Source organism: Streptococcus sp. SCPM-O-B-23252 (M501), from assembly GCF_058200355.1.
The window spans coordinates 1037821-1059162 of record NZ_JBYQGS010000001.1 but is presented as its reverse complement, the minus strand read 5'-3'; the positions used below and the strand labels follow the sequence as shown (position 1 = coordinate 1059162).

Here is a 21342-nt window from a genome sequence, read left to right as displayed (position 1 = left end):
ATTTATGAACATTTGTTATGTAACTAGTGAAAAAGAAATAAAAGCTCAAGCAGATACCGTTCTTGTCTTGGGCTATTTTGACGGTCTCCATCGAGGGCATCAGGAGCTCTTTCGGACAGCTCGTACCATTGCTGATGAGCAAGGACTTCGAGTAGCTGTTTTGACCTTTCCAGAATCTCCAAAGCTGGCTTTTGCCCGTTACCAACCAGAACTACTCCTCCACCTCCAAAACCCAGAGGAGCGCTTTAAACGAATGGAAGAACTGGGAGTCGATGATCTATATCTTATCGATTTTACCAGTGATTTTGCGGCTCATACGGCCCAAGAATTCGTTGCGGCCTACCTAACTGCACTTCGGGCGCGTGTCTTAGTGGCAGGCTTTGATTATAGCTTTGGTAGCGATAAGAAAGTAGCTAGTGATCTAGAAACCTATTTTAAGGGTCAAGTCATCGTCGTTCCACCTGTCCTAGACCAGGGCGAAAAAATCAGCTCAACTCGTATTCGGCAGGCGATTGCATCAGGCCAGGTCAAAGAAGCAGCTGATCTTTTAGGCTATCCTTTATCCAGTCGTGGAATTGTAGTCCATGGGGATGCACGAGGTCGCACCATTGGTTTTCCAACAGCCAATCTGGCGCCTATCGATCGCACCCATCTTCCTCAAGATGGTGTTTATGTCGTCGAAGTAGAAGTGCTAGGTCAACGTCACCGGGGGATGGCCTCTGTAGGGAAAAACTCGACCTTTGATGGGACGGAACTTCGCTTTGAAGCCAATATCTTTGATTTTTCAAAAGATATTTATGGACATACGATTCGGATTTTTTGGTTAGACAAGATTCGAGAAATGGTCAAATTTGACAGTGTAGAAGCCCTCGTCAAGCAACTGCATCAGGACGAGATCCTGGCTCGTCAATGGACCAGATAATTTTTGTTAGAAATTCTCCCTTAAGGGGAGAATTTTCTTTGTCTAAATTAAAAAATCACTATGCAAGCGCGGAATAATTTTGTATAATAGAGTCAGCTAAGTGTGTCCAAAAAAGAAGAGAAGAACATGATTACATTATTTTTGTCTCCGAGTTGTACATCCTGTCGAAAGGCCCGGGCTTGGTTAGAAAAACATGAGGTTCCTTTTAAGGAACACAATATTATGACGAGTCCTTTAACAACTGAGGAGTTGCGTAATATTTTAGCTCTAACTGAGAACGGTACAGACGATATTATTTCAACTCGTTCTAAAATTTTTCAGAAGCTAAATGTTGATGTAGAGGATTTATCGATTTCTGCTTTGATCAAGTTGATTGAGGAAAATCCTAGTCTTTTGCGTCGCCCAATTATTCTAGATAAGAAACGGATGCAAATTGGTTTTAATGAGGATGAAATCCGTGCATTTCTCCCTCGAGGATATCGTAAGGAAGAGTTAAGATCTGCTACACTAAGAGCGGAGATCCATTAATATGAATAAGAATTATAGTTACCCACTCGATTTATCGTGGAGCACTGAAGAGCTTGCTTCGGTGCTTTCTTTTTTTAATCAGGTTGAACAAGCCTACGAACAAAAGGCAGATGCCCGCATCTACCTAGAAGCCTATAAGGCCTTTAAGAAAGTTGTCCCAAGTATTGGCGAAGAAAAGCGTCTGGGCAAAGAATTTGAAGAGGTCAGCGGCTACTCACTTTATCGCGCAACCAAAGTTGCGAAAGAAAAAGGGGAAGGATGGTTTTCGATTGATCAATAAATTAGAATTTGCTAAGACCATTGTCAAAGAAGCAGGAAGCTATCTTAGAGAGCACCTGCATGATCAGCTAGCAATCACAGTCAAAACAAATCCGACGGATTTGGTGACTCAAATGGACCAAGAAGTGCAAGCAACCCTGGTTGGCAAGATTTTAGAAGCCTATCCAGAAGACCACATTTTTGCGGAAGAGGATGATCTTCGTGCACCTATTCGTTCCGGTAAGGTCTGGGTGATTGATCCCATTGATGGGACCAATAATTTTGTGACCCAAAAAGAAGATTTTGCTGTTATGGTCGCCTATTTTGAAGAAGGGATTGGCCAGTTTGGCTTGATTTATGATGTCATGCGGGATCATCTCTTTTTTGGTGGAAAGGATTTTGGAGTCTTTTGCAATGACCAAGAACTGAAACCCTTTCAAAATCGTCCCCTTAGTGATTTATTAGTAGCTTCCAATGTTGGCATGCTCAAGTCCAACGCTTGGGGTATGGCGGATCTGGGGGCAGAATGCTTAGGAATTCGGGTTTATGGGAGTGCTGGTATCAGCTTTACCAAGATTTTATCCGGTGGTATTTTAGGCTACTTTAGCTATATCTGGCCATGGGATTATGCGGCTGCAGCCATTATGGGCGAGTGCCTAGGCTACTCGGTCTTGACCTTGGAAGGAAAAGAACCCAACTATGAGACCTTGGAGCCCATCATGATGGTGCCAACCTGTAAGCTAGATGAGATTCAGCCTTTTTTGACGAAAGGAACACACGCATGACCTTTCCTCAAGGATTTAAAGAAAAATATGATCAACTACTTGGAGAGGAGGCTGAGGCCTTCTTTCAAACCTTTGACGAGTCGGCCGTATCTGCCTATCGGACTAATCCATTAAAGGCGGAGCAAATCAGTGGTGATGACCCTATTCCAGGTATGCCTTGGAGTTACTATGGCAAGGTGTCGGGTAAATCCGTTGCCCATGTCACTGGACTGGTCTATTCGCAAGAACCGGCTGCCCAAATGGTAGCCCAAGTAGCTCATCCAAAACCAGGTATGAAGGTCTTGGATCTTGCGGCAGCACCGGGTGGCAAGACGACCCACTTGCTCTCTTATTTAGACCATCAAGGACTCCTCGTTTCTAATGAAATCCACAAGGGCCGCTCCAAGATTCTGGTTGAGAATGTCGAACGTTTTGGAGCCCGCAATGTCGTGGTGACCAATGAATCAGCCAATCGCTTGGCTAAGGTTTTCCCAGCCTATTTTGATTTGATTGTTTTGGACGCACCATGCTCTGGTGAAGGAATGTTTCGAAAGCAGCCAGATGCTATGGACTATTGGCATCCTGATTATCCAGCCCAATGTGCTGGTCTCCAGAGAGAAATCTTAACAGATGCCCTCAAGATGCTAGCCCCAGGGGGGCAACTGGTTTATTCGACTTGTACCTGGGCACCAGAAGAAAACGAAGAAATTGTCTCTTGGCTCTTAGACGAATATGAGTTAGAATTGCTACCGATTGAAAAAATCAATGGCATGGTAGAAGGGATCGGCCATCCTGAAACAGCCCGTATGTATCCCCATCGTTTCAAAGGGGAAGGGCAATTTGTAGCCAAATTCCTTTATCAGGGAGAGCCTGAAGTCAATAAGATCAAGGAAGGTCGTTCCAATCTAACGGCTGAGCAGAAAAAGTTGTGGCAAGCTTTTGCCAAGGACTGCTTGGCCATGGACTTGGAGGGCCTCTACCAATGTTTTGGAGATCAGCTTTATCTCTTGCCGGTTGGACTTCCTGATTTGAAAAAGGTCAAGATTGCTCGTAATGGCTTGCATCTTGGAACCTTCAAGAAAAATCGCTTTGAACCTAGCTTTGCCTTAGGCCTAGCTCTGAAGCCAGATCAAGTGAAGAAAGCGGTCAGCTTATCGGATCAAGACTTCATCAAGTACGTAGCTGGGGAGACCATTCAACTGGAGCAGGACTATACCAATGGATGGTATCAGGTCTTAGCTGGAGGCAATGGTTTAGGCTTTGCTAAAGTGACGGGCCGGACTTTGAAAAATTTCTTTCCAAAAGGCTTGAGATTTAGATAAATTATTAGGAAATGCGGTCTTTCTATGTTATAGTGGAAATAGAGTGATTCTTGCTAGAATACTAGAAGATGACCAAGTGTTTAGAGATAAAATTTAAACGATATTTGATTATGTTTCAAGGAGACTTACATTGAATAAATGCAAAAAGCTAGTCCTTGGGCTAGCAACAGTAGCACTTGCAGCTTCTCTATCTGCCTGTGCATCTTGGATTGACCGTGGAGAAGCGATTACAGCTGTTGGATCGACAGCTCTACAACCCTTAGTTGAAGGGGTGGTAGATCGTTATATTGAAGAACATCCCGGTAAGATTGTCAATGTCCAAGGGGGTGGATCTGGTACAGGTCTGTCTCAGGTCCAATCAGGAGCTGTCGACATTGGAAATAGTGACCTCTTTGCAGAGGAAAAAGATGGCATCGATGCTTCTAGCTTGGTGGACCACCAAGTAGCAGTAGCGGGAACAGCTATCATTGCCAATAAGAATATTTCTGTAGACGATTTGACAACCGAACAATTGCGTAAGATTTTTACTGGTGAATATACCAACTGGAAGCAATTGGGTGGTGAAGACTTGGAAATTACCATCGTGAACCGGGCAGTAGGATCTGGTAGCCGTGCTGTGTTTGATGCCATCATCATGAATGGGAAAGATCCAAAACAAGCTCAGGAACAAGATTCAAATGGAATGGTGAAAAACATTGTTTCCCAGACTCCAGGTGCCATTTCTTATTTGGCCTTTACCTACGTGGATGATAGTGTTAAAACCATGAAGTTAAATGGCTATGAACCAACTAAGGAAAACGTGGTGAACAATAACTGGCCAATCTGGTCTTACGAACATATGTATACCAAGGGAGAGCCAAGTAAATTGGCTAAGAAATTCTTGGATTACATGATGACTGATGAGGTCCAGCAGGAAATCGTTGGTAAGATGGGCTATATCCCAATCAATGATATGAAAGTCAGCCGTGATCTTGACGGTAACATTACGAAGAAATAAGAAGAATTAGGTAAAACATGAACGAAGTAGCAAAAAAAATGCTCGCAAAGTCCAATAATTCTCGGTTGGAAAAATTTGGTAAAACCATTACTTTCTGCTGTATGAGTTTGATTGTCTTTGTCGTAGCTTTGATTTTGATTTTTGTAGCCCAAAAGGGATTATCGACCTTCTTTGTCAACAAGGTCAATGTCTTTAGTTTCCTTTTCGGATCCACATGGAATCCATCAGGAAAAGAATTTGGTGCTTTGCCAATGATCTTGGGTTCCTTCATTGTAACCCTTTTGTCAGCCTTGGTGGCGACACCTTTTGCCATCGGTGCAGCAGTCTTTATGACAGAAGTTTCTCCTAAGGGTGCTCGCCTCTTACAACCAGCCATTGAATTGTTGGTAGGGATTCCTTCTGTTGTATACGGATTTATTGGTTTGCAAGTGGTGGTTCCATTTGTTCGTTCCATCTTTGGTGGGACAGGATTTGGGATCTTGTCAGGGGTCTTTGTCCTCTTTGTCATGATTCTTCCAACTGTGACCTTTATGACAACAGACAGCTTACGGGCAGTGCCTCGTCACTATCGGGAAGCGAGTATGGCTATGGGAGCGACTCGTTGGCAAACGATTTGGCATGTCACCTTAAAGGCGGCTCGCTCAGGTATTTTTACAGCAGTTGTCTTTGGAATGGCCCGTGCCTTCGGTGAAGCCTTGGCTATTCAGATGGTGGTCGGAAACTCAGCGGTTGTTCCAAATTCTTTAACAACGCCAGCTTCCACCTTGACTTCTATTTTGACCATGGGTATCGGAAATACGGTTATGGGAACTGTTAACAACAACGTTCTCTGGTCACTTGCCTTGGTGCTCTTGCTGATGAGTTTGGCATTCAACAGCGTTATCAAATTGATCACGAAAGAAAGAGGTAAGAAGAACTATGCACGCTAAAAAAATAGATAAGATAGCGACAGGGGTTCTCTATGCAATTGCTGGAATTATTGTCACTATTCTTGCTTCTTTGATTCTCTATATTCTGGTTAGAGGGTTGCCGCATGTGTCTTGGACCTTCTTGACCAGCAAATCCTCTTCTTACCAAGCAGGTGGAGGGATTGGGATTCAGCTCTATAATTCCTTCTTCCTCTTAGTCATTACCTTGATTATTTCCTTCCCACTTTCATTAGGGGCAGGGATCTACTTGTCAGAGTATGCCAAGAAAGGCCCATTGACCAATTTGGTTCGGACCTGTATTGAAATCTTGTCTTCTCTACCATCGGTTGTAGTCGGTCTCTTTGGTTATTTGGTCTTTGTAGTGCAGTTCCAATATGGCTTCTCGATTATTTCTGGAGCCTTGGCTTTGACGGTCTTTAACCTGCCTCAGATGACACGAAACATTGAAGATAGTTTACAAAATGTCCACCATACACAAAGGGAAGCCGGCCTTGCACTTGGAATTTCTCGTTGGGAAACCGTGATTCACGTGGTGGTACCTGAAGCATTGCCAAGTATTATTACGGGTGTCGTACTAGCTTCTGGGCGGATCTTTGGGGAAGCAGCGGCTTTGATTTATACAGCTGGTCAGTCTGCCCCAGCCTTGGATTGGAGCAACTGGAACCTCTTTAGTGTCACCAGTCCGATCTCTATTTTCCGTCAAGCAGAAACCCTAGCGGTCCACATTTGGAAGGTCAATAGTGAAGGAACCATTCCAGATGCGATTGAAGTATCCGCTGGATCGGCTGCAGTCTTGTTGATCTTCATTTTGATTTTCAACTTTGGAGCGCGTAAGCTCGGTACTTACCTCCATAAGAAATTAACCTCAGCATAAAAGGAGAAGAAATGTCAAAGTACAATTGGGATGAGAAACATATCATTACTTTTCCTGAAGAAAAAGTGGTCCTTTCGACCAAAGATCTGCATGTCTACTATGGTTCTAATGAATCCATCAAAGGCGTGGATATGCAATTTGAGAAGAACAAAATCACAGCTTTGATCGGTCCTTCTGGATCTGGGAAATCCACCTATCTTAGAAGTTTGAACCGGATGAACGATACCATTGATATTGCGCGTGTGACTGGGGAGATCTGGTACGAAGGGATTGACGTCAACCGTCCAGATATCAATGTCTATGAAATGAGAAAGCATATCGGGATGGTCTTCCAACGACCAAATCCGTTTGCCAAGTCCATCTACCGCAATATTACCTTCCCTCACGAGCGGGCAGGTGTCAAAGATAAGAAGGTCTTGGACGAGATCGTCGAAAAATCTTTGAAGCAAGCAGCCCTCTGGGATCAGGTCAAGGATGATTTACACAAGTCTGCATTGACCCTCTCTGGTGGTCAACAGCAACGCCTCTGTATCGCTCGAGCTATCTCTGTCAAACCAAAGATTTTGCTCATGGACGAGCCAGCTTCAGCCTTGGATCCTATCGCGACTGCTCAGTTGGAAGAAACCATGCTAGAGTTGAAGAAGGACTATACTATTATCATCGTGACCCACAGCATGCAACAGGCAGCTCGGGCCAGCGATTATACAGGATTCTTCTATCTAGGCGATTTGATCGAGTATGATAAAACAGCCAATATCTTCCAAAATGCAAAACTGCAATCGACCAACGATTATGTGTCTGGTCACTTTGGATAGGATTTGGCAACATTGAAACAACATAAGGATGAAAACATGACAGAACCAATTTTGCAAGTCAAGGACTTGTCGGTTTATTACAATAAGAAAAAGGCACTGAATAGTGTGTCACTGGATTTCACCCCTAAAGAAATCACGGCTTTAATCGGTCCTTCTGGATCTGGGAAGTCTACCCTGCTCAAAGCCATCAACCGGATGGGAGATTTGAACCATGAGGTGACAACAACAGGAACAGTCATTTACAATGGTCACAATATCTATAGTCCTCGGACGGATACAGTAGAACTTCGTAAGGAAATCGGGATGGTCTTCCAACAGCCCAACCCCTTCCCTATGTCTATCTATGACAATGTCACATACGGACTCATGATCAATGGGGTCAAGGACAAGCAAGTCTTGGATGAAGCAGTCGAAACCTCTTTGAAAAATGCTTCTATTTGGGATGAGGTCAAGGATCGTCTCCATGATTCAGCGATTGGTCTTTCAGGGGGACAGCAACAACGGGTTTGTGTGGCGCGTGTATTGGCAACCAGTCCTAAGATTATCCTCTTGGATGAGCCAACATCAGCTTTGGATCCGATTTCTGCTGGAAAGATTGAAGAAACGCTTTATGGATTGAAGGATCGTTATACCATGCTCTTGGTGACGCGCTCTATGCAACAAGCTAGTCGGATCTCGGATAGGACGGCCTTTTTCTTGGATGGGGACCTCATCGAGTATGATGACACCTCAAAAATCTTCTTGAACCCTGCTCGTAAGGAAACAGAAGATTATGTATCAGGGAAGTTTGGATAAGAAAGGGAAAGTAAATGTTACGTGTACAATTTGAAGAAGATTTAGAAAAGCTTCATAACCAGTTTTATGCCATGGGAAATGAAGTCTTGACCCAGATCAACCGCACGGTTCGAGCTTTTGTCACTCATGATCGTGATCTGGCACGTCAGGTGATTGAAGATGATGCGGAGATTAATGAGTATGAAGTGAAGTTGGAGCGCAAATCCTTTGAGATGATTGCCCTTCAACAACCGGTTTCTCAGGATCTTCGGATGGTGATGACTGTCTTAAAAGCTGTATCTGACGTGGAGCGTATGGGAGACCATGCGGTATCTATCGCCCGTGCAACCATCCGTATGAAGGGAGAACTTCGTAGTAAGGTTGTAGAAGAAGAAATCAGCAAAATGGGTCGAGAAGTCAAAGACTTTGTTGAAGCAACCTTGGAGCTCTACTTAAAAGGGGATGTTGAAACGGCCTATGAAGTAGCAACTCGCGATGAAAAAATTAATGAGTACTATGATCGTATTCAAGAGTTAGCAACGGAAGAAATCAAGCATAATCCTGACTTGATCATTACTGGACGTGATTACTTCCAAGTCATCAACTACTTGGAGCGTATTGGTGATTACGCTAAAAATATCTGTGAGTGGGTTGTCTACTTCGAAACTGGAAAAATTGTGGAATTATAAGAAAAGTAAGTCTGAGGTCATGATCTCAGACTTTTGTCTTTTTGTAGGTCTGGTTTTGCCCCCTCTTACCTTACAGTTAGTAGGATTTATGTTAGAATAGAAGATGAGAAAAAATGAAGAAGGAGTTACTCATGCAAGCAGTTGCACATTTTATTGATACATTTGTACCTGAGCACTACGATCTATTCTTAGATTTGAACCGCTCTAGTAAAACTTTCTCAGGGAAAGTGATCATTAGCGGAGAAGCAAAAGAGACTCGCATCTCTCTTCACCAAAAGGATTTGATCATCGAAACTGTACAAGTAGACGGGCAGGACTGTGCCTTTACAGTCAATGATGAGGAAGAGGCTGTCTTTATCGAAGTTCCTGCTACTGGAAAAGTAAACCTTACCCTCACTTATGCAGGTAAGATTACAGACAATATGACAGGAATTTATCCTTCTTACTACACAGTAGATGGTGTAAAGAAGGAAGTAATCTCTACTCAGTTTGAGAGCCACTTTGCACGTGAAGCCTTCCCAAGTGTGGATGAGCCAGAAGCCAAAGCGACCTTTGATTTGGCTGTGAAATTTGACCAAGAAGAGGGAGAAATCGTTCTTTCTAACATGCCTGAAATCGATGTGGAAAACCGTAAAGAAACAGGGATTTGGAAGTTTGATACGACTCCACGTATGTCTTCTTATCTCTTGGCCTTTGCGGCTGGAGACCTTCAAGGAGTGACAGCTAAGACCAAGAATGGAACCCTAGTCGGTGTCTACTCTACCAAAGCTCACCCATTAGAAAACTTGGACTTCTCATTGGATATTGCCGTACGTGCTATTGAATTTTATGAAGACTACTATGGCGTGAAGTATCCAATCCCTCAATCTCTTCATATCGCCCTTCCAGACTTTTCTTCAGGTGCGATGGAAAACTGGGGCTTGGTGACCTATCGTGAAGTCTACCTCCTTGTTGATGAGAATTCGACAGCTCAAAGCCGTCAAACAGTAGCCTTAGTGGTGGCTCACGAGTTGGCTCACCAATGGTTCGGAAACCTCGTGACCATGAAATGGTGGGATGACCTCTGGTTGAATGAAAGCTTCGCCAATATGATGGAATATGTCAGCTTGGATGCCATCGAACCAAGCTGGAATATCTTTGAAGACTTCCAAACAACTGGTGTGCCTGCTGCCTTGAAACGCGATGCTACAGATGGCGTTCAATCCGTCCATGTGGAAGTGAAACACCCAGACGAGATCAACACCCTCTTTGACCCAGCCATCGTTTACGCTAAGGGTAGCCGTCTCATGCACATGCTTCGCCGTTGGTTAGGCGATGACGCCTTCCGTAAAGGGTTGAAGATTTACTTTGAAAAACACCAATACGGAAATACCATCGGTCGTGACCTTTGGGATGCTCTTGGGCAAGCTTCAGGTCGTGATGTCGCAGCCTTTATGGATTCTTGGTTGGAGCAACCAGGATACCCTGTTGTCTCAGCTGTTGTAGAGAACGATACCTTGATCATCCGTCAAGAGCAGTTCTTCATCGGAGAAAGAGAAGAAAAAGGCCGTAAGTGGGTTGTTCCATTGAATAGCAACTGGACAGGTATTCCAGATACCTTGGAAACTGAAGTCTTAGAAATTCCAAACTACAGTGCCTTGAAAGCAGCTAACAACGGAGCTCTTCGCTTCAATACAGAAAATACAGCTCACTATATCAGTGACTACCGTGGGGAATTGTTAGAAGACATCCTTGCTGAACTTGCTAACTTGGATAGCACTTCGAAACTACAAGTGGTTCAAGAACGCCGTCTCTTAGCGGAAAGTGGTCAAATTTCTTATGCAAGCCTCTTGCCAGTGATTGAACATTTGACAGAAGAAAGTTCCTACTTGGTCGTTTCTGCTGTTTCGAGCGTCTTGAGCGGAATCAGTCTCTTTGTGGATGAAGGAACTGAAACAGAAGTAGCCTTCCATGAGTTGTTGAAACGGATGAACCGTTACAACTTCGAACGCTTGGGACTGGAAGCTAAGCCTGGTGAAACAGAAGAAGACGAAAAAGTTCGTCAGCTAATGATTGCTAATATGATCAAGGCCAATGATGAAGCTGCACAAGCACAAGCGAGCGCTATCTTTGAAGCGCACGCAGCTGATCTAGAAAAACTTCCAGCTGCCATTCGCTTGCAAATCTTGGTCAACCAAATCAAACACCAGGAAACCAAGGTGCTTAGCCAACAATATCTGGATACCTATGTGAAGACAGTTGATGGAAACTTTAAACGCCAGTTGGCGGCTGCCCTTTCTTATACCAAGGATGAGGAAACTTTGGAAGCTCTATTGAAGGAGTGGAAGAACAAGGATGTGGTGAAACCTCAGGACTTGGCTATGAGCTGGTACTTCAATTTCTTGCACCATGACTTTACCCAAGGAAGAACCTGGACTTGGGCGCGTGAAAACTGGAATTGGATCAAGAAAGCACTCGGTGGTGATATGAGCTTTGATAAGTTTGTCATCTACCCAGCTAACTGTTTCAAGACCCGTGAACGGTTGAATGAATACAAGGCCTTCTTTGAGCCTCAGTTGGATGATATGGCGATCAGCCGCAATATCAAGATGGGAATCAAAGAAATCGCAGCTCGTATCGACCTTATTGAGCGGGAGAAAGCAGCGGTTGAAACAGCCCTTCTAGCAACTAAATAAAGAAAAAGCTCCTAGAGAGGAAGCTGCAGGTTTGCAGGCCTCTCTAAGAGTTTTTATTTTGCTTTTTTGAAATAAGAGAGATGTTTGAGATTGCGATAGAGTATAACCGCGAAAATCGTTGTCAAAGTCATCTTAATCAAATCTGGTAATACAAAAGGTAGGACGACCAGTTTTACGGTGAGATCCAAACTCTTGTGGGTTATGAGCATAAAACCTAAGGCCCCCCCAATAAAGAGAACGACTTCCCCTAAAGCGTTAGCAAGGAAGATGCGAATGGGTTGTCCTTTTTGGCCAGCAAAGATAGAAGTCACCAAAGCTCGAAGAGGGAAGAATAGAAGGAAACCAGCAGTGGGACCATAGAAGGAGCTGATGCCTCCGTGACCACCCGAAAAGACGGGAAGGCCAATGGCACCTAAGAGGAGGTAAATGAGAACAGAAAGAGTGGCTTCTGTAGGGCGATAGATGCTAGCAATCAAGCCAATTGCTAAAGTCTGAAGCGTGATCGGAATGGGACCAAGGGGGATTTGAAATGGAGATAGGACAGCAATCAGTGCTGCTCCAAGAGCAATTAATGTCATTGATTCTATTTTTTTCAAAACAGTAAACCTCTCTTTGTTTTTATGGTAACTATTCTACAAAAAAGAAGGTAAGCCTGTCAAGTCCTCTATTCAGCTGTGACAATTGTCTCCATCCTCATTTTAGGAAAGTTTAAGAAAAAATTTAGTCACGATTAAGGAAGAATCGGTAAACTATCCCTATCTAAACAAAGGCCTTGTTTAAATAAATATATATAAGGAAATGAAAGAATGCAAGCTTCGAATGAACAAAAGCAAGAAAGAACTGAAAAAATGATTGTCGTTAAGAAAAGTCCAAAGTGGTGGGCAACTGCCGCAGCAACAGGAGGACTTGTCGTAGGAATGACTGGTGGATTTGGATTGGGAATGTTGGCGACAGCCAATACGAGTCACCAGCGTCAGCAAGCTACGGTCGCTACACAAAATAGCAATCAGCCTGCCCAAAACCATCAAGGACAAAATAGCCAGGGGAAGGATCAAAATAGCCCTTCAAATGCTCAAGGTTTCAAAGGACAAAATGGCGGACCAGGACAAGGACAAATGAATGGCCAACCACCACAAGGAGAGGGACCACAAGGTGGTCAAGGACAAGATGGCTTTGGTGGTGGACCAGGCGGTATGCCCCCGCAAGATGGCCAAAACAGTGGACCAGGACAAGGGAATAGGAATGGCCAACCACCACAAGATGGTGGGCCTCAAGGTCAACAAGATAACCAACAAAATGGGAAATCGAATAAAAAGTCCTCTAAGAAGTCCAATTCAAAAAAATCGTCAAGTAATACAAACAATTCATCAAAGGATGAGACAGGGACAGCAGGCTAAGAAAAAAGTTGAAATCGCTATCTGAATACTACTGAATGAAGCCTGGTCATGTTATAATAGAGTAGAAAATACTCGTCATCCCTGTATGGAAGAATGAGAAGGAGAAGTACACATGATTAAGATTCTATTAGTCGAAGACGACCTCGGTTTGTCTAATTCAGTATTTGATTTTTTAGATGACTTTGCAGATGTCATGCAAGTCTTTGATGGAGACGAAGGTCTTTATGAGGCTGAAAGTGGCATCTATGACCTCATTTTGCTAGACCTCATGCTCCCTGAAAAAGATGGTTTCCAAGTTCTGAAAGAATTGAGAGATAAGGGTGTCTCCACTCCAGTATTGATTATGACAGCCAAAGAGAGTTTGGACGATAAGGGCCATGGGTTTGAGTTAGGGGCAGATGACTATCTGACCAAGCCATTCTACCTAGAAGAGCTCAAAATGCGGATCCAAGCATTGCTGAAGCGCTCTGGTAAGGTCAATGAAAATACCCTTTCTTATGGGAATGTAACCGTTAATCTTTCGACAAATTCTACGCTTGTTGAAGGGAAAGAAGTGGAGCTATTAGGGAAAGAATTTGATCTTTTGGTCTATTTCCTTCAAAATCAAAATGTTATCCTGCCCAAGACACAAATCTTTGATCGACTTTGGGGATTTGATAGCGATACGACTATCTCGGTTGTTGAAGTGTATGTTTCTAAGATTCGTAAGAAGTTAAAAGGAACAGAATTTGCAAAAAATCTCCAAACATTGCGTAGCGTGGGGTACATTCTGAAAGATGCTCAATAAAATTAAAAAAACTGTCAATGCGGATGACTTTTCTTATTTCATCCGCTATTTCGGACTCTTTACCTTGATTTTCTCAACCATGACCTTGATTATTATTCAAGTAATGCGGTCAAGTCTGTATACAACGGTTGATGAAAATTTAAAGATACTGAGTAAAGATCGTTATTCCATCATTAGCTTGGCCAATCGTACCGGAAATGGGATGGGAAGAGACGAACCAGATGATGACCGACCAGAAGATAATGAACCTGATCCCGAGGATGGCCCTAGACCATCGGTCACTTCCAATAGTACAGCCATCCTCTTGAATGATAATTTTGAAAATGTGACGACGGACAATGGTTTTCTGGATTTAAAAACAGTGACCTTTAGTCGCAGCTATTTAAACAAGATCAAGCAGATTCAAATCACCAACCATTATAAGCAAAAAGAAAGCTACCGGGCTTATTTGGTGGATATTGACCCCGATGATTATATCGATGGGGTGAAATATGCCGTGATCATGACCAATATCAGCCAGTTGGAGCAGACCAGTGAAAAACACGAGAGCCAAATCGCCTTGGTCATGATTTGCTTCTGGGGCATTTCCCTCTTTGCAAGTATCTTCCTGGCTAAAATGAGTGTGAAACCTCTCTTAGAGAGCATGAATCGGCAGAAGGCTTTTGTCGAAAATGCTTCTCATGAATTGCGGACACCTTTAGCCGTTTTGCAAAATCGTTTGGAAACCCTGTTCCGAAAGCCAGAGGCAACAATTATGGAATCCAGTGAGAATATCGCCTCCTCTTTGGATGAGGTTCGCAATATGCGCTTACTGACGACCAATCTCTTAAACTTAGCCCGTCGAGATGATGGGATTAAACCTGAGTTTTGTGAAATCCCTCCTTCTTTTTTCGACCAAACCTTTGCCAATTATGAAATCATTGCCGAGGAAAATGATAAAATCTTCGAGTGTGAGAATCATGTCGAAAGGAGTCTGGTGTCTGACAAGGTCCTACTGAAACAGCTGATGACCATTTTGTATGACAATGCCCTCAAATACACAGAGGAAGAAGGAAAGATACGGTTTGTCGCCCAATTCAAGGATCGCTATCTCTATCTTCGGGTAGAGGATAATGGACCAGGGATTTCAGACGAAGATAAAAAGCGGATATTTGATCGATTCTACCGAGTGGATAAGGCGCGTACGCGTCAAAAGGGTGGTTTTGGTTTAGGACTGTCCTTAGCCAAGCAAATCGTAGAAGCCTTTAATGGCACCATTACTGTTCGAGATAACAAGCCGAAAGGTGCTATTTTCGAGGTCAAACTAGCAACCAAGTCAGATAGTAAAAAGAAATCAACTTCTAAATCAACGAAAAACAAGTAAGAGAGTGGGACAGAAATCGGTAATTCGTTAGAATTCGATTTCGTCGTCTCACCTCCGCACAGTTGAGTAGGGCTGTAAAAGCTGATAAAATCAGCGTAGTAGAGCCCACTCAACCACTGCGTCTTGCTCGATAATCCAAAGACAATTGAGAGGCTAGGGCTTTTGTCCCAGTCTCTTTTTTCATCTATTTCAAATAATCGCTATTTTTGCCTGACTAGTGTATAATAGAAAAAAAGAAAGAGGTGTCGTATGGCTTCAAAAATGTTACACACTTGTTTGCGAGTGGAGAATTTAGAAAAATCAATTGCCTTTTATGCAGATGCGTTTGGCTTTAAGGAATTGCGTCGCAAAGATTTTCCTGAATACAAATTTACGATTGTTTATCTTGGTTTAGAAGGGGATGACTATGAGTTGGAATTAACTTACAACTATGATCATGGTCCTTACGTCATTGGGGATGGCTTTGCCCATGTTGCCTTGAGTACGCCAGACCTTGAAGCCCTTCATGCGGAGCATAAGGAAAAAGGTTACCAAGTAACAGATCCTAAAGGCTTACCAGGAACTCTTCCAAACTATTACTTTATTGTGGACCCAGATGGCTACAAAGTCGAAGTGATTCGTGAAAAGTCCTTATAATCAGCATCATATAACTTGTGACAAAGAGCAGATGTGACCACATCTGTTCTTTTTTTCTGCTTGAAAGTTGCCGGTTCAAAGTGACAGGAGATAGGACTGAGCTACTTTAATTTCCCTACTATATTTTAGGTTTTATTTTCTAGATTCTAGAGTTTTCTACTGTTTTTTGGTGATAAAATTGCTATAATAAGAGTATGAAGAAATCCTACTTGAAAATACTTATTCTCATCCTCCTCAACCTCCTTTTTATCGGGGGGATTTATCTTGCTTATCAGAAGATTGAGGAAGCACGCGCTATCAAAAATTATAATCTACAGTTTTCCAAAGCAATCCAAGAAGAAGAAGCAGTTGAAAAAGACAAAGATACCATTCTTCAAAAAGGAATGGTCGGTCATTCATATGTTGCTGCCTACTACCCGAAAAATAACGAAGAACCTATCGCAGTGGTCAAAGAGAGAATTTTGGCTGACGTAGGCTCTCTTCCCCAAGAAGAGAAGAAGAATCAGCAAGCAAAAGAGCTATTGTTCTATCATACCGAACGCTCAGAAGACCCATTTGTCGGGGTTCACCCTTATCAGGTGAAGAAGACCCAGTACAAGTGGAAAAACGGTAAGTTCATCAAAGATGGGATCGACAAACTTCCCCTCCTTTATCTAACGGATGAGGGGACGGTCTTCCAATTCTCCCAATTGTTTACGGATGCTGATCTAGCCAAAGAAACCCTCTTAACAGAGTTGCGCTCTCAGCTGGTCTTCCTACAGTTAGGGGAAGATCGAATTGAAGAGCTGATGCAAGCTGTCTCAGCAAGTGATATGGCAAGCTGGCAGTTCACCTATAATCAAGGTGTTCTTTCTATCGCCCTTCCAGTTACTATTGAGGGCATGGAAACCTTCGATATGCCCCTTTCGAAGCTCTATGATGTGATTGATTCTGCTCGCCTGAATCCTGGAGATTTTCAAGCTTATGAGGCCTACCAAACCCAACGTCACGCTAAGATGGTTGCCTTGACTTTTGATGATGGTCCAGATCCATCGACGACTCCTCAAGCCCTGGATATCCTCAACAAGTACCATGTTAAAGCGACTTTCTTTATGCTTGGGAAGAATGTCTCTGCCTATCCAGAAGTGGCTAAACGGGTCCGTCAGGAAGGACATGAAATCGGGATCCATACTTGGAACCACCCTGTCTTAACTAAGTTGCCTTTGGAGTCAGCTCAAAAAGAAATCATGGATACCAAAGAAGTGATTCAAAAGGTGACTGGAGTGCAAACGAAGATTACTCGTCCTCCTTATGGTTCGATTAATAGTGCCATTCAATATGCAGTGGATCAAGCCTTTATCATGTGGGATGTGGATACCTTGGATTGGAAGAGTCATAACACCGAAGCGATCTTAGCAGAGGTGAAAAAACAAGTCAAACCAGGATCAATTATCCTGATGCATGATATTCACCAAACTTCGATTAATGCTCTCCCAGCTGTGATCCAATACCTTCAATCGCAAGGCTACACTATCGTCACGGTTGATGAACTCTTAAACCACCAAGTGGAAAGTCATCACCTCTATTACAATCGGAATTAAAAAAATCGTTCGTAGAAATACGAACGATTCAGATTGAAGATAAAGTAATTTTAAAAACTTTCCTTAGGTGAGTACGGACGTCAGCGAACTTCGTAGAAGTTCCATGACTAATTATTGAGCCTAAGGTCTCAATAATTCCGAGTGCCTGAAATGATTGTGTTTCAGGCACTTTTCTCACGGCGGAAAGTTTTTTCATCTTCTTAAATGACTAAAAATATAAGTTGTTTTTTGAAAATCATCCAGCTGTTTTATGTAAAACAATAGTTTGTCTACATTAAAAATCGTTCGTAATACTACGAACGATTTTCTTATTCTTCCCCTATATAGAGTTGAGCTCCCTTAAGGATCAAAGGACGAACAGGGCTTAATTTTTTCAAGCTTTTTAATTCTTCTGGATGGCTAACCAAGGTGATGACATAGCCTTCTTTGCCCATGCGTCCGGTACGCCCAGATCGGTGGATGTAGGTTTCGGCATCTCTTGGAACTTCATAGTTGACGACACATTCTAGTGAGTCGATATCTATTCCCCGCGCTACCAAATCTGTTGCCAGAAGGAGTGTCAGCTGATGATCCTTAAAGCGTTCCAGAATGACTTTCCGGAATTTGACGTTGACGTCACTAGCAAGTGAGACAGCGCTAACTTCTCGATACTGGAGTTTTTCTTCAGCGCTCCCTAGATCGGACAAGCTATTGAAGAAAACGAGGCCACGAAAGTCTTCGACATTGGATAGTTTTCTGAGGAGTTCGACCTTTTCTCGCTTGTCCACTTCCATATAGAAGTGCTGGATATTGTCCAAGCTTTGCCCTTCTACCTGAATGGTCAGGGTATTGGGCTCGATTTGCTCTGGATCAAACTTGGTCGTTGCACTCATATAGATAAATTGATGATCTCGTGGCGCGTAGTGGCAAATCTTGTCGACAAAGTGATACTGAGAGTCGCTGAAAAGTTGGTCAAATTCGTCCAGGATGATGGTATCGACATTCATCATCTTGATTTTCTTGAGCTTGATCAACTCAAAAATACGGCCTGGAGTTCCGATGAGAATTTCGGGTCCTTTTTTGAGACGTTCGATTTGCCGTTTTTGACTAGAGCCAGAAAGGAAAAGTTGAGCACTGAGTCCAAGAGGATCTGCCCATTGTTTAGTGACATCAAAGATTTGTCCGGCCAACTCTGTATTGGGGGAGAGGATCAGCAATTGTTGTGCTTTTTTAGGCTTTAGCTTGAGAAGACTAGGGAAGAGATAGGCCAGAGTCTTCCCAGTTCCTGTCGGGCTGACTCCAAGTACGTTCTCCCCTTGGGTGATCGGCTCAAAGAGGCGTTCTTGGATTTCAGTGAGTTGCTCAAAGCCGAGGGTTTTGAGTTGCTCTTGCCAGAGCGGTGGGAATGCTAGTGTCATATTAGTTTTCGTCCTTAAAGTGTATTCCAGCATCTTGGCGCATAGCATAGAGGGCTTGATGGACCATCTGTCCAGTTTGGAGCCAAGTCTGGTAAAGTATCTGGTCGCTCTCTGTCATCATACTAGCAAAGGCCTGGGCTTCTTCTAGCATGTTATGAGGGGCAGGAGTGATTAGAAGCTGGTAGCTGTTTCCAGAATGGTCTTGAAAAACAGCCTCGTTAACGGCTTCAATGCCACTCAGAAAGAGGGTGCCATCTGTTGTGTAGATTTCAGCAGGAAGATTGCTGGTCACATCTTTGCCGGCTTGAATGCCGATGACAAAGTCAGAATAAACCAAGCTACCATGTCCGTTCAAATCGATTGAATTAGGCAATTGCCGCGCCTGATAGGTTACTGATTCAGGTTGACCGAAGAGGCCGATTGCAAAGTAGAGGGGATAGACACCCAGATCCATAAGGGCTCCGCCAGCAAACTGGTCAGAGAAAATATTAGGTGTAGCCCCTTTCAGGAGTTCGGGCATTTTAGAGGAGTATTTGGCATAGGTCATGTGACCACCCAAGATGGTCTTGTCTTTGAGAAAGTCTTGGATGGTCGCAAAGGCTTTTTCATGATAGTTGCGAGCTGCTTCAAAGAGATAGACATGGTGCTCCTTAGCCAATTTGACCAACTCTTCCCATTCCTGAGGAGTAGTGACGGCTGGTTTTTCAAGGATGACATGTTTCTTAGCTAAGAGGGCTAATTTGGCCTGGGGATAGTGGAGTGAATTGGGACTAGCAATGTAGATGACATCCAGGTCACTATCTAAAAAGGCAATCAGATCATCATAGAGGGCCACTTGTCCATAGGGTTGGGCGAAGCTGCGAGCCTTCTCTAAGGTCCGCGAATAGACTGCCCTTAACTCATAGTGGCCTGTTTCTTTTGTTGCGGCCAGGAAGGAATGTGAGATGGCACTGGTGCCGATGATACCAAGTTTCAGCATGGCAGCTCCTTTCAATCAGGTATTCATTGGTTTCATTATATCATGTTTCACCCTAAAAAGATGGAATGGGCCTTTCGAACTGGGATGGAAGGGGAAAGGAGATCCTTCTTTGATTTTGGATGAAAGCCATAGAAAAATGGTTCAAGTCGTGGTCAAGTGACCGCTTTTGTGATAGAATAAATAGGATTATAGAAAATGGAGAAGAAGATGCGAAACAGACCAATTATTATCGGTGTAACAGGCGGTTCTGGTGGGGGAAAAACTAGTGTTTCTCGGGCAATTTTGTCCCACTTCCCGGATGAGAAGATTGCCATGATTGAGCACGATTCTTATTACAAGGATCAAAGCCATTTAACCTTTGAAGAACGGATTCAGACCAACTATGACCATCCTTTTGCCTTTGATACAGACCTCATGATCGAGCAAATCAATGAGTTGTTGGCTGGACGTCCGGTTGATATTCCAACATATGACTATGCAGCGCATACGCGTAGTGCTAAAACTTATCGCCAGGAGCCTCAGGATGTCTTTATCGTTGAGGGGATTTTGGTCTTGGAGGACAAGCGTCTTCGTGACTTGATGGATATCAAGATTTTCGTTGATACCGATGATGATGTGCGGATTATTCGCCGGATCAAGCGAGATATGGAAGAGCGTGGTCGGAGTTTGGACAGCGTCATCGAGCAGTACTTGGGAGTGGTGAAGCCGATGTACCATCAGTTCATCGAGCCAACTAAGCGCTATGCGGATGTTATCATTCCAGAAGGCGTGACCAATACTGTAGCCATCGATTTGATTACGACCAAGATTGAGAAGATTTTGAGCGAATCACGTGAAGGATAAGATAACAAGTGAGAGAGGTTAGGAAGTAGTGTCCCAGCCTCTTTTCCATGACAAATAGGGAGAAATATGAAAAAGTTAAGAAGGGAGTTTCACTCCAGAAGTAAGGCTTTTGCCTGCCTGCTGACTATGTGTGCGGGTTTTTCAGATGCCTACACCTTTATCGAAAGAGGAGGGACCTTGGCGGCTGGCCAAACGGGAAACGTGGTCTTTCTATCCGTTGGGTTAATCGGCCATGAAATATCTGATGTGGAGGTCAAACTAGCCACCATGTTAGCCTTTATGATCGGGATTTTTTTGATGACCGTCTTTCAGCGCTTCTTTAGTCATTCGGTTTGGCGACTTAGTACCTTGGTGCCTTTGGTCCTGACGACCTTGGTGGCAGGCTTTCTGCCAAAAGAAGTGCCCAATGTTTTGATTGTACCTTTCTTTGGGCTGAGCCTAGGAATTGTAGCCATTTCCTTTGGAGAAGTCGATGGTTATGCTTACAACCATTCCTTTATGACAGGGAATCTCAAGAAGACCATGGTCGCTTACGGGAATTTTGTGCGGGATCGCAAGATGGAGTTTTTCTGGGAATCCCTCTTTATGACCTCCTTGATTGGGAGTTTTGTCGGAGGAGCTATCCTATCCACCTTCCTCATCCAATATTATGGACTTCGGACCATTTGGTTTGTTTCCCTTGTTCTGACCCTCTTTCTGACATATCGGGCTATTCAATATGTTCGGAGAGACGCTTAGATGAATTATTACAAAGTCAGGGACCTTGCTCCCTGCCTTTTTATTGAGAACAATTGCTTGGTACTTCTGATGTCT

Annotated in this window: 22 protein-coding genes; 19 read left to right on the top strand and 3 right to left on the bottom strand. The window is 43.5% G+C overall.

Annotated features, from left to right (window positions below; genetic code table 11):
* Nucleotides 1-4 precede the first annotated feature (4 nt).
* From AC3E6G_RS05145 to AC3E6G_RS05090, 12 genes are all read left to right on the top strand, one after another.
* Nucleotides 5-922 carry a bifunctional riboflavin kinase/FAD synthetase gene (locus tag AC3E6G_RS05145; protein WP_490700594.1) on the top strand — a complete coding sequence of 306 codons (918 nt, stop codon included), beginning with the start codon at nucleotides 5-7 and terminating at the stop codon, nucleotides 920-922.
* Between the two features lie 126 nt (nucleotides 923-1048).
* On the top strand, nucleotides 1049-1450 hold the full coding sequence (locus tag AC3E6G_RS05140) for a Spx/MgsR family RNA polymerase-binding regulatory protein (RefSeq protein ID WP_040803090.1): 402 nt from the start codon (nucleotides 1049-1051) through the stop codon (nucleotides 1448-1450).
* Between the two features lies 1 nt (nucleotide 1451).
* Nucleotides 1452-1730, top strand: a complete 279-nt coding sequence (locus tag AC3E6G_RS05135; protein WP_023026658.1) for a UPF0223 family protein — start codon at nucleotides 1452-1454, stop codon at nucleotides 1728-1730.
* Nucleotides 1720-2493 (top strand): inositol monophosphatase family protein, encoded by a 774-nt coding sequence (locus AC3E6G_RS05130; protein ID WP_490700593.1) that lies wholly within the window; start codon nucleotides 1720-1722, stop codon nucleotides 2491-2493. The genes AC3E6G_RS05135 and AC3E6G_RS05130 overlap by 11 nt, the downstream gene beginning before the upstream one ends.
* Nucleotides 2490-3794 carry an RsmF rRNA methyltransferase first C-terminal domain-containing protein gene (locus tag AC3E6G_RS05125; protein WP_490700592.1) on the top strand — a complete coding sequence of 435 codons (1305 nt, stop codon included), beginning with the start codon at nucleotides 2490-2492 and terminating at the stop codon, nucleotides 3792-3794. Before AC3E6G_RS05130 ends, AC3E6G_RS05125 begins: the two co-directional genes overlap by 4 nt.
* A 130-nt stretch (nucleotides 3795-3924) precedes the next feature.
* On the top strand, nucleotides 3925-4791 hold the full coding sequence (locus AC3E6G_RS05120) for a phosphate ABC transporter substrate-binding protein PstS family protein (protein ID WP_129268864.1): 867 nt from the start codon (nucleotides 3925-3927) through the stop codon (nucleotides 4789-4791).
* A gap of 17 nt (nucleotides 4792-4808) precedes the next feature.
* The gene (gene pstC, locus AC3E6G_RS05115) at nucleotides 4809-5720 is read left to right on the top strand and encodes a phosphate ABC transporter permease subunit PstC (RefSeq protein ID WP_048717261.1); all 912 of its coding nucleotides are present in this window, start codon (nucleotides 4809-4811) and stop codon (nucleotides 5718-5720) included.
* Nucleotides 5710-6594: a phosphate ABC transporter permease PstA gene (pstA, locus tag AC3E6G_RS05110; protein ID WP_006596570.1), complete on the top strand. Its 885-nt coding sequence runs from the start codon at nucleotides 5710-5712 to the stop codon at nucleotides 6592-6594. Before pstC ends, pstA begins: the two co-directional genes overlap by 11 nt.
* 11 nt (nucleotides 6595-6605) lie before the next feature.
* Nucleotides 6606-7409, top strand: coding sequence for a phosphate ABC transporter ATP-binding protein PstB (gene pstB / locus AC3E6G_RS05105; RefSeq protein WP_135782059.1), 804 nt, complete (start codon nucleotides 6606-6608; stop codon nucleotides 7407-7409).
* A gap of 36 nt (nucleotides 7410-7445) precedes the next feature.
* The gene (gene pstB, locus AC3E6G_RS05100; RefSeq protein ID WP_048717263.1) at nucleotides 7446-8204 is read left to right on the top strand and encodes a phosphate ABC transporter ATP-binding protein PstB; all 759 of its coding nucleotides are present in this window, start codon (nucleotides 7446-7448) and stop codon (nucleotides 8202-8204) included.
* 14 nt (nucleotides 8205-8218) lie between these two features.
* Nucleotides 8219-8872 (top strand): phosphate signaling complex protein PhoU, encoded by a 654-nt coding sequence (gene phoU, locus AC3E6G_RS05095; RefSeq protein ID WP_006596567.1) that lies wholly within the window; start codon nucleotides 8219-8221, stop codon nucleotides 8870-8872.
* A gap of 131 nt (nucleotides 8873-9003) precedes the next feature.
* On the top strand, nucleotides 9004-11547 hold the full coding sequence (locus AC3E6G_RS05090; RefSeq protein ID WP_490700691.1) for a M1 family metallopeptidase: 2544 nt from the start codon (nucleotides 9004-9006) through the stop codon (nucleotides 11545-11547).
* 53 nt (nucleotides 11548-11600) lie between these two features.
* On the opposite strand, the gene AC3E6G_RS05085 is transcribed toward AC3E6G_RS05090, so the two are convergent.
* Entirely contained in the window at nucleotides 11601-12125 is a 525-nt protein-coding gene (locus AC3E6G_RS05085; RefSeq protein WP_490700591.1) for a biotin transporter BioY, read from the bottom strand.
* Nucleotides 12126-12353: 228 nt separating this feature from the next.
* Between AC3E6G_RS05085 and AC3E6G_RS05080 the strand changes: the two genes are divergently transcribed.
* The 5 genes from AC3E6G_RS05080 to AC3E6G_RS05060 all read left to right on the top strand — a co-directional run bounded on the left by AC3E6G_RS05080 (nucleotide 12354) and on the right by AC3E6G_RS05060 (nucleotide 17310).
* Nucleotides 12354-12944: a hypothetical protein gene (locus AC3E6G_RS05080; protein WP_490700590.1), complete on the top strand. Its 591-nt coding sequence runs from the start codon at nucleotides 12354-12356 to the stop codon at nucleotides 12942-12944.
* 112 nt (nucleotides 12945-13056) lie between these two features.
* The gene (locus AC3E6G_RS05075) at nucleotides 13057-13731 is read left to right on the top strand and encodes a response regulator transcription factor (RefSeq protein WP_023022847.1); all 675 of its coding nucleotides are present in this window, start codon (nucleotides 13057-13059) and stop codon (nucleotides 13729-13731) included.
* Nucleotides 13721-15094: a sensor histidine kinase gene (locus tag AC3E6G_RS05070; protein WP_490700589.1), complete on the top strand. Its 1374-nt coding sequence runs from the start codon at nucleotides 13721-13723 to the stop codon at nucleotides 15092-15094. Before AC3E6G_RS05075 ends, AC3E6G_RS05070 begins: the two co-directional genes overlap by 11 nt.
* Nucleotides 15095-15343: 249 nt before the next feature.
* On the top strand, nucleotides 15344-15730 hold the full coding sequence (gene gloA / locus AC3E6G_RS05065) for a lactoylglutathione lyase (RefSeq protein WP_023022851.1): 387 nt from the start codon (nucleotides 15344-15346) through the stop codon (nucleotides 15728-15730).
* Nucleotides 15731-15924: 194 nt separating this feature from the next.
* Nucleotides 15925-17310: a polysaccharide deacetylase family protein gene (locus AC3E6G_RS05060; RefSeq protein ID WP_490700588.1), complete on the top strand. Its 1386-nt coding sequence runs from the start codon at nucleotides 15925-15927 to the stop codon at nucleotides 17308-17310.
* A 308-nt stretch (nucleotides 17311-17618) separates the two neighbouring features.
* Here AC3E6G_RS05060 and AC3E6G_RS05055 read toward each other — a convergent pair whose 3' ends face one another.
* Together AC3E6G_RS05055 and AC3E6G_RS05050 are read right to left on the bottom strand one after the other, a co-directional pair.
* Nucleotides 17619-18707, bottom strand: a complete 1089-nt coding sequence (locus AC3E6G_RS05055) for a DEAD/DEAH box helicase (RefSeq protein WP_490700587.1) — start codon at nucleotides 18705-18707, stop codon at nucleotides 17619-17621.
* Nucleotide 18708: 1 nt separating this feature from the next.
* Nucleotides 18709-19686 carry a Gfo/Idh/MocA family protein gene (locus AC3E6G_RS05050; protein WP_490700586.1) on the bottom strand — a complete coding sequence of 326 codons (978 nt, stop codon included), beginning with the start codon at nucleotides 19684-19686 and terminating at the stop codon, nucleotides 18709-18711.
* A gap of 207 nt (nucleotides 19687-19893) precedes the next feature.
* Here AC3E6G_RS05050 and udk point away from each other — a divergent pair, with 207 nt between their 5' ends.
* Nucleotides 19894-20529, top strand: a complete 636-nt coding sequence (udk, locus tag AC3E6G_RS05045) for a uridine kinase (protein ID WP_048691384.1) — start codon at nucleotides 19894-19896, stop codon at nucleotides 20527-20529.
* Between the two features lie 66 nt (nucleotides 20530-20595).
* Nucleotides 20596-21267: a YoaK family protein gene (locus AC3E6G_RS05040; RefSeq protein ID WP_048691382.1), complete on the top strand. Its 672-nt coding sequence runs from the start codon at nucleotides 20596-20598 to the stop codon at nucleotides 21265-21267.
* Nucleotides 21268-21342 lie beyond the last annotated feature (75 nt).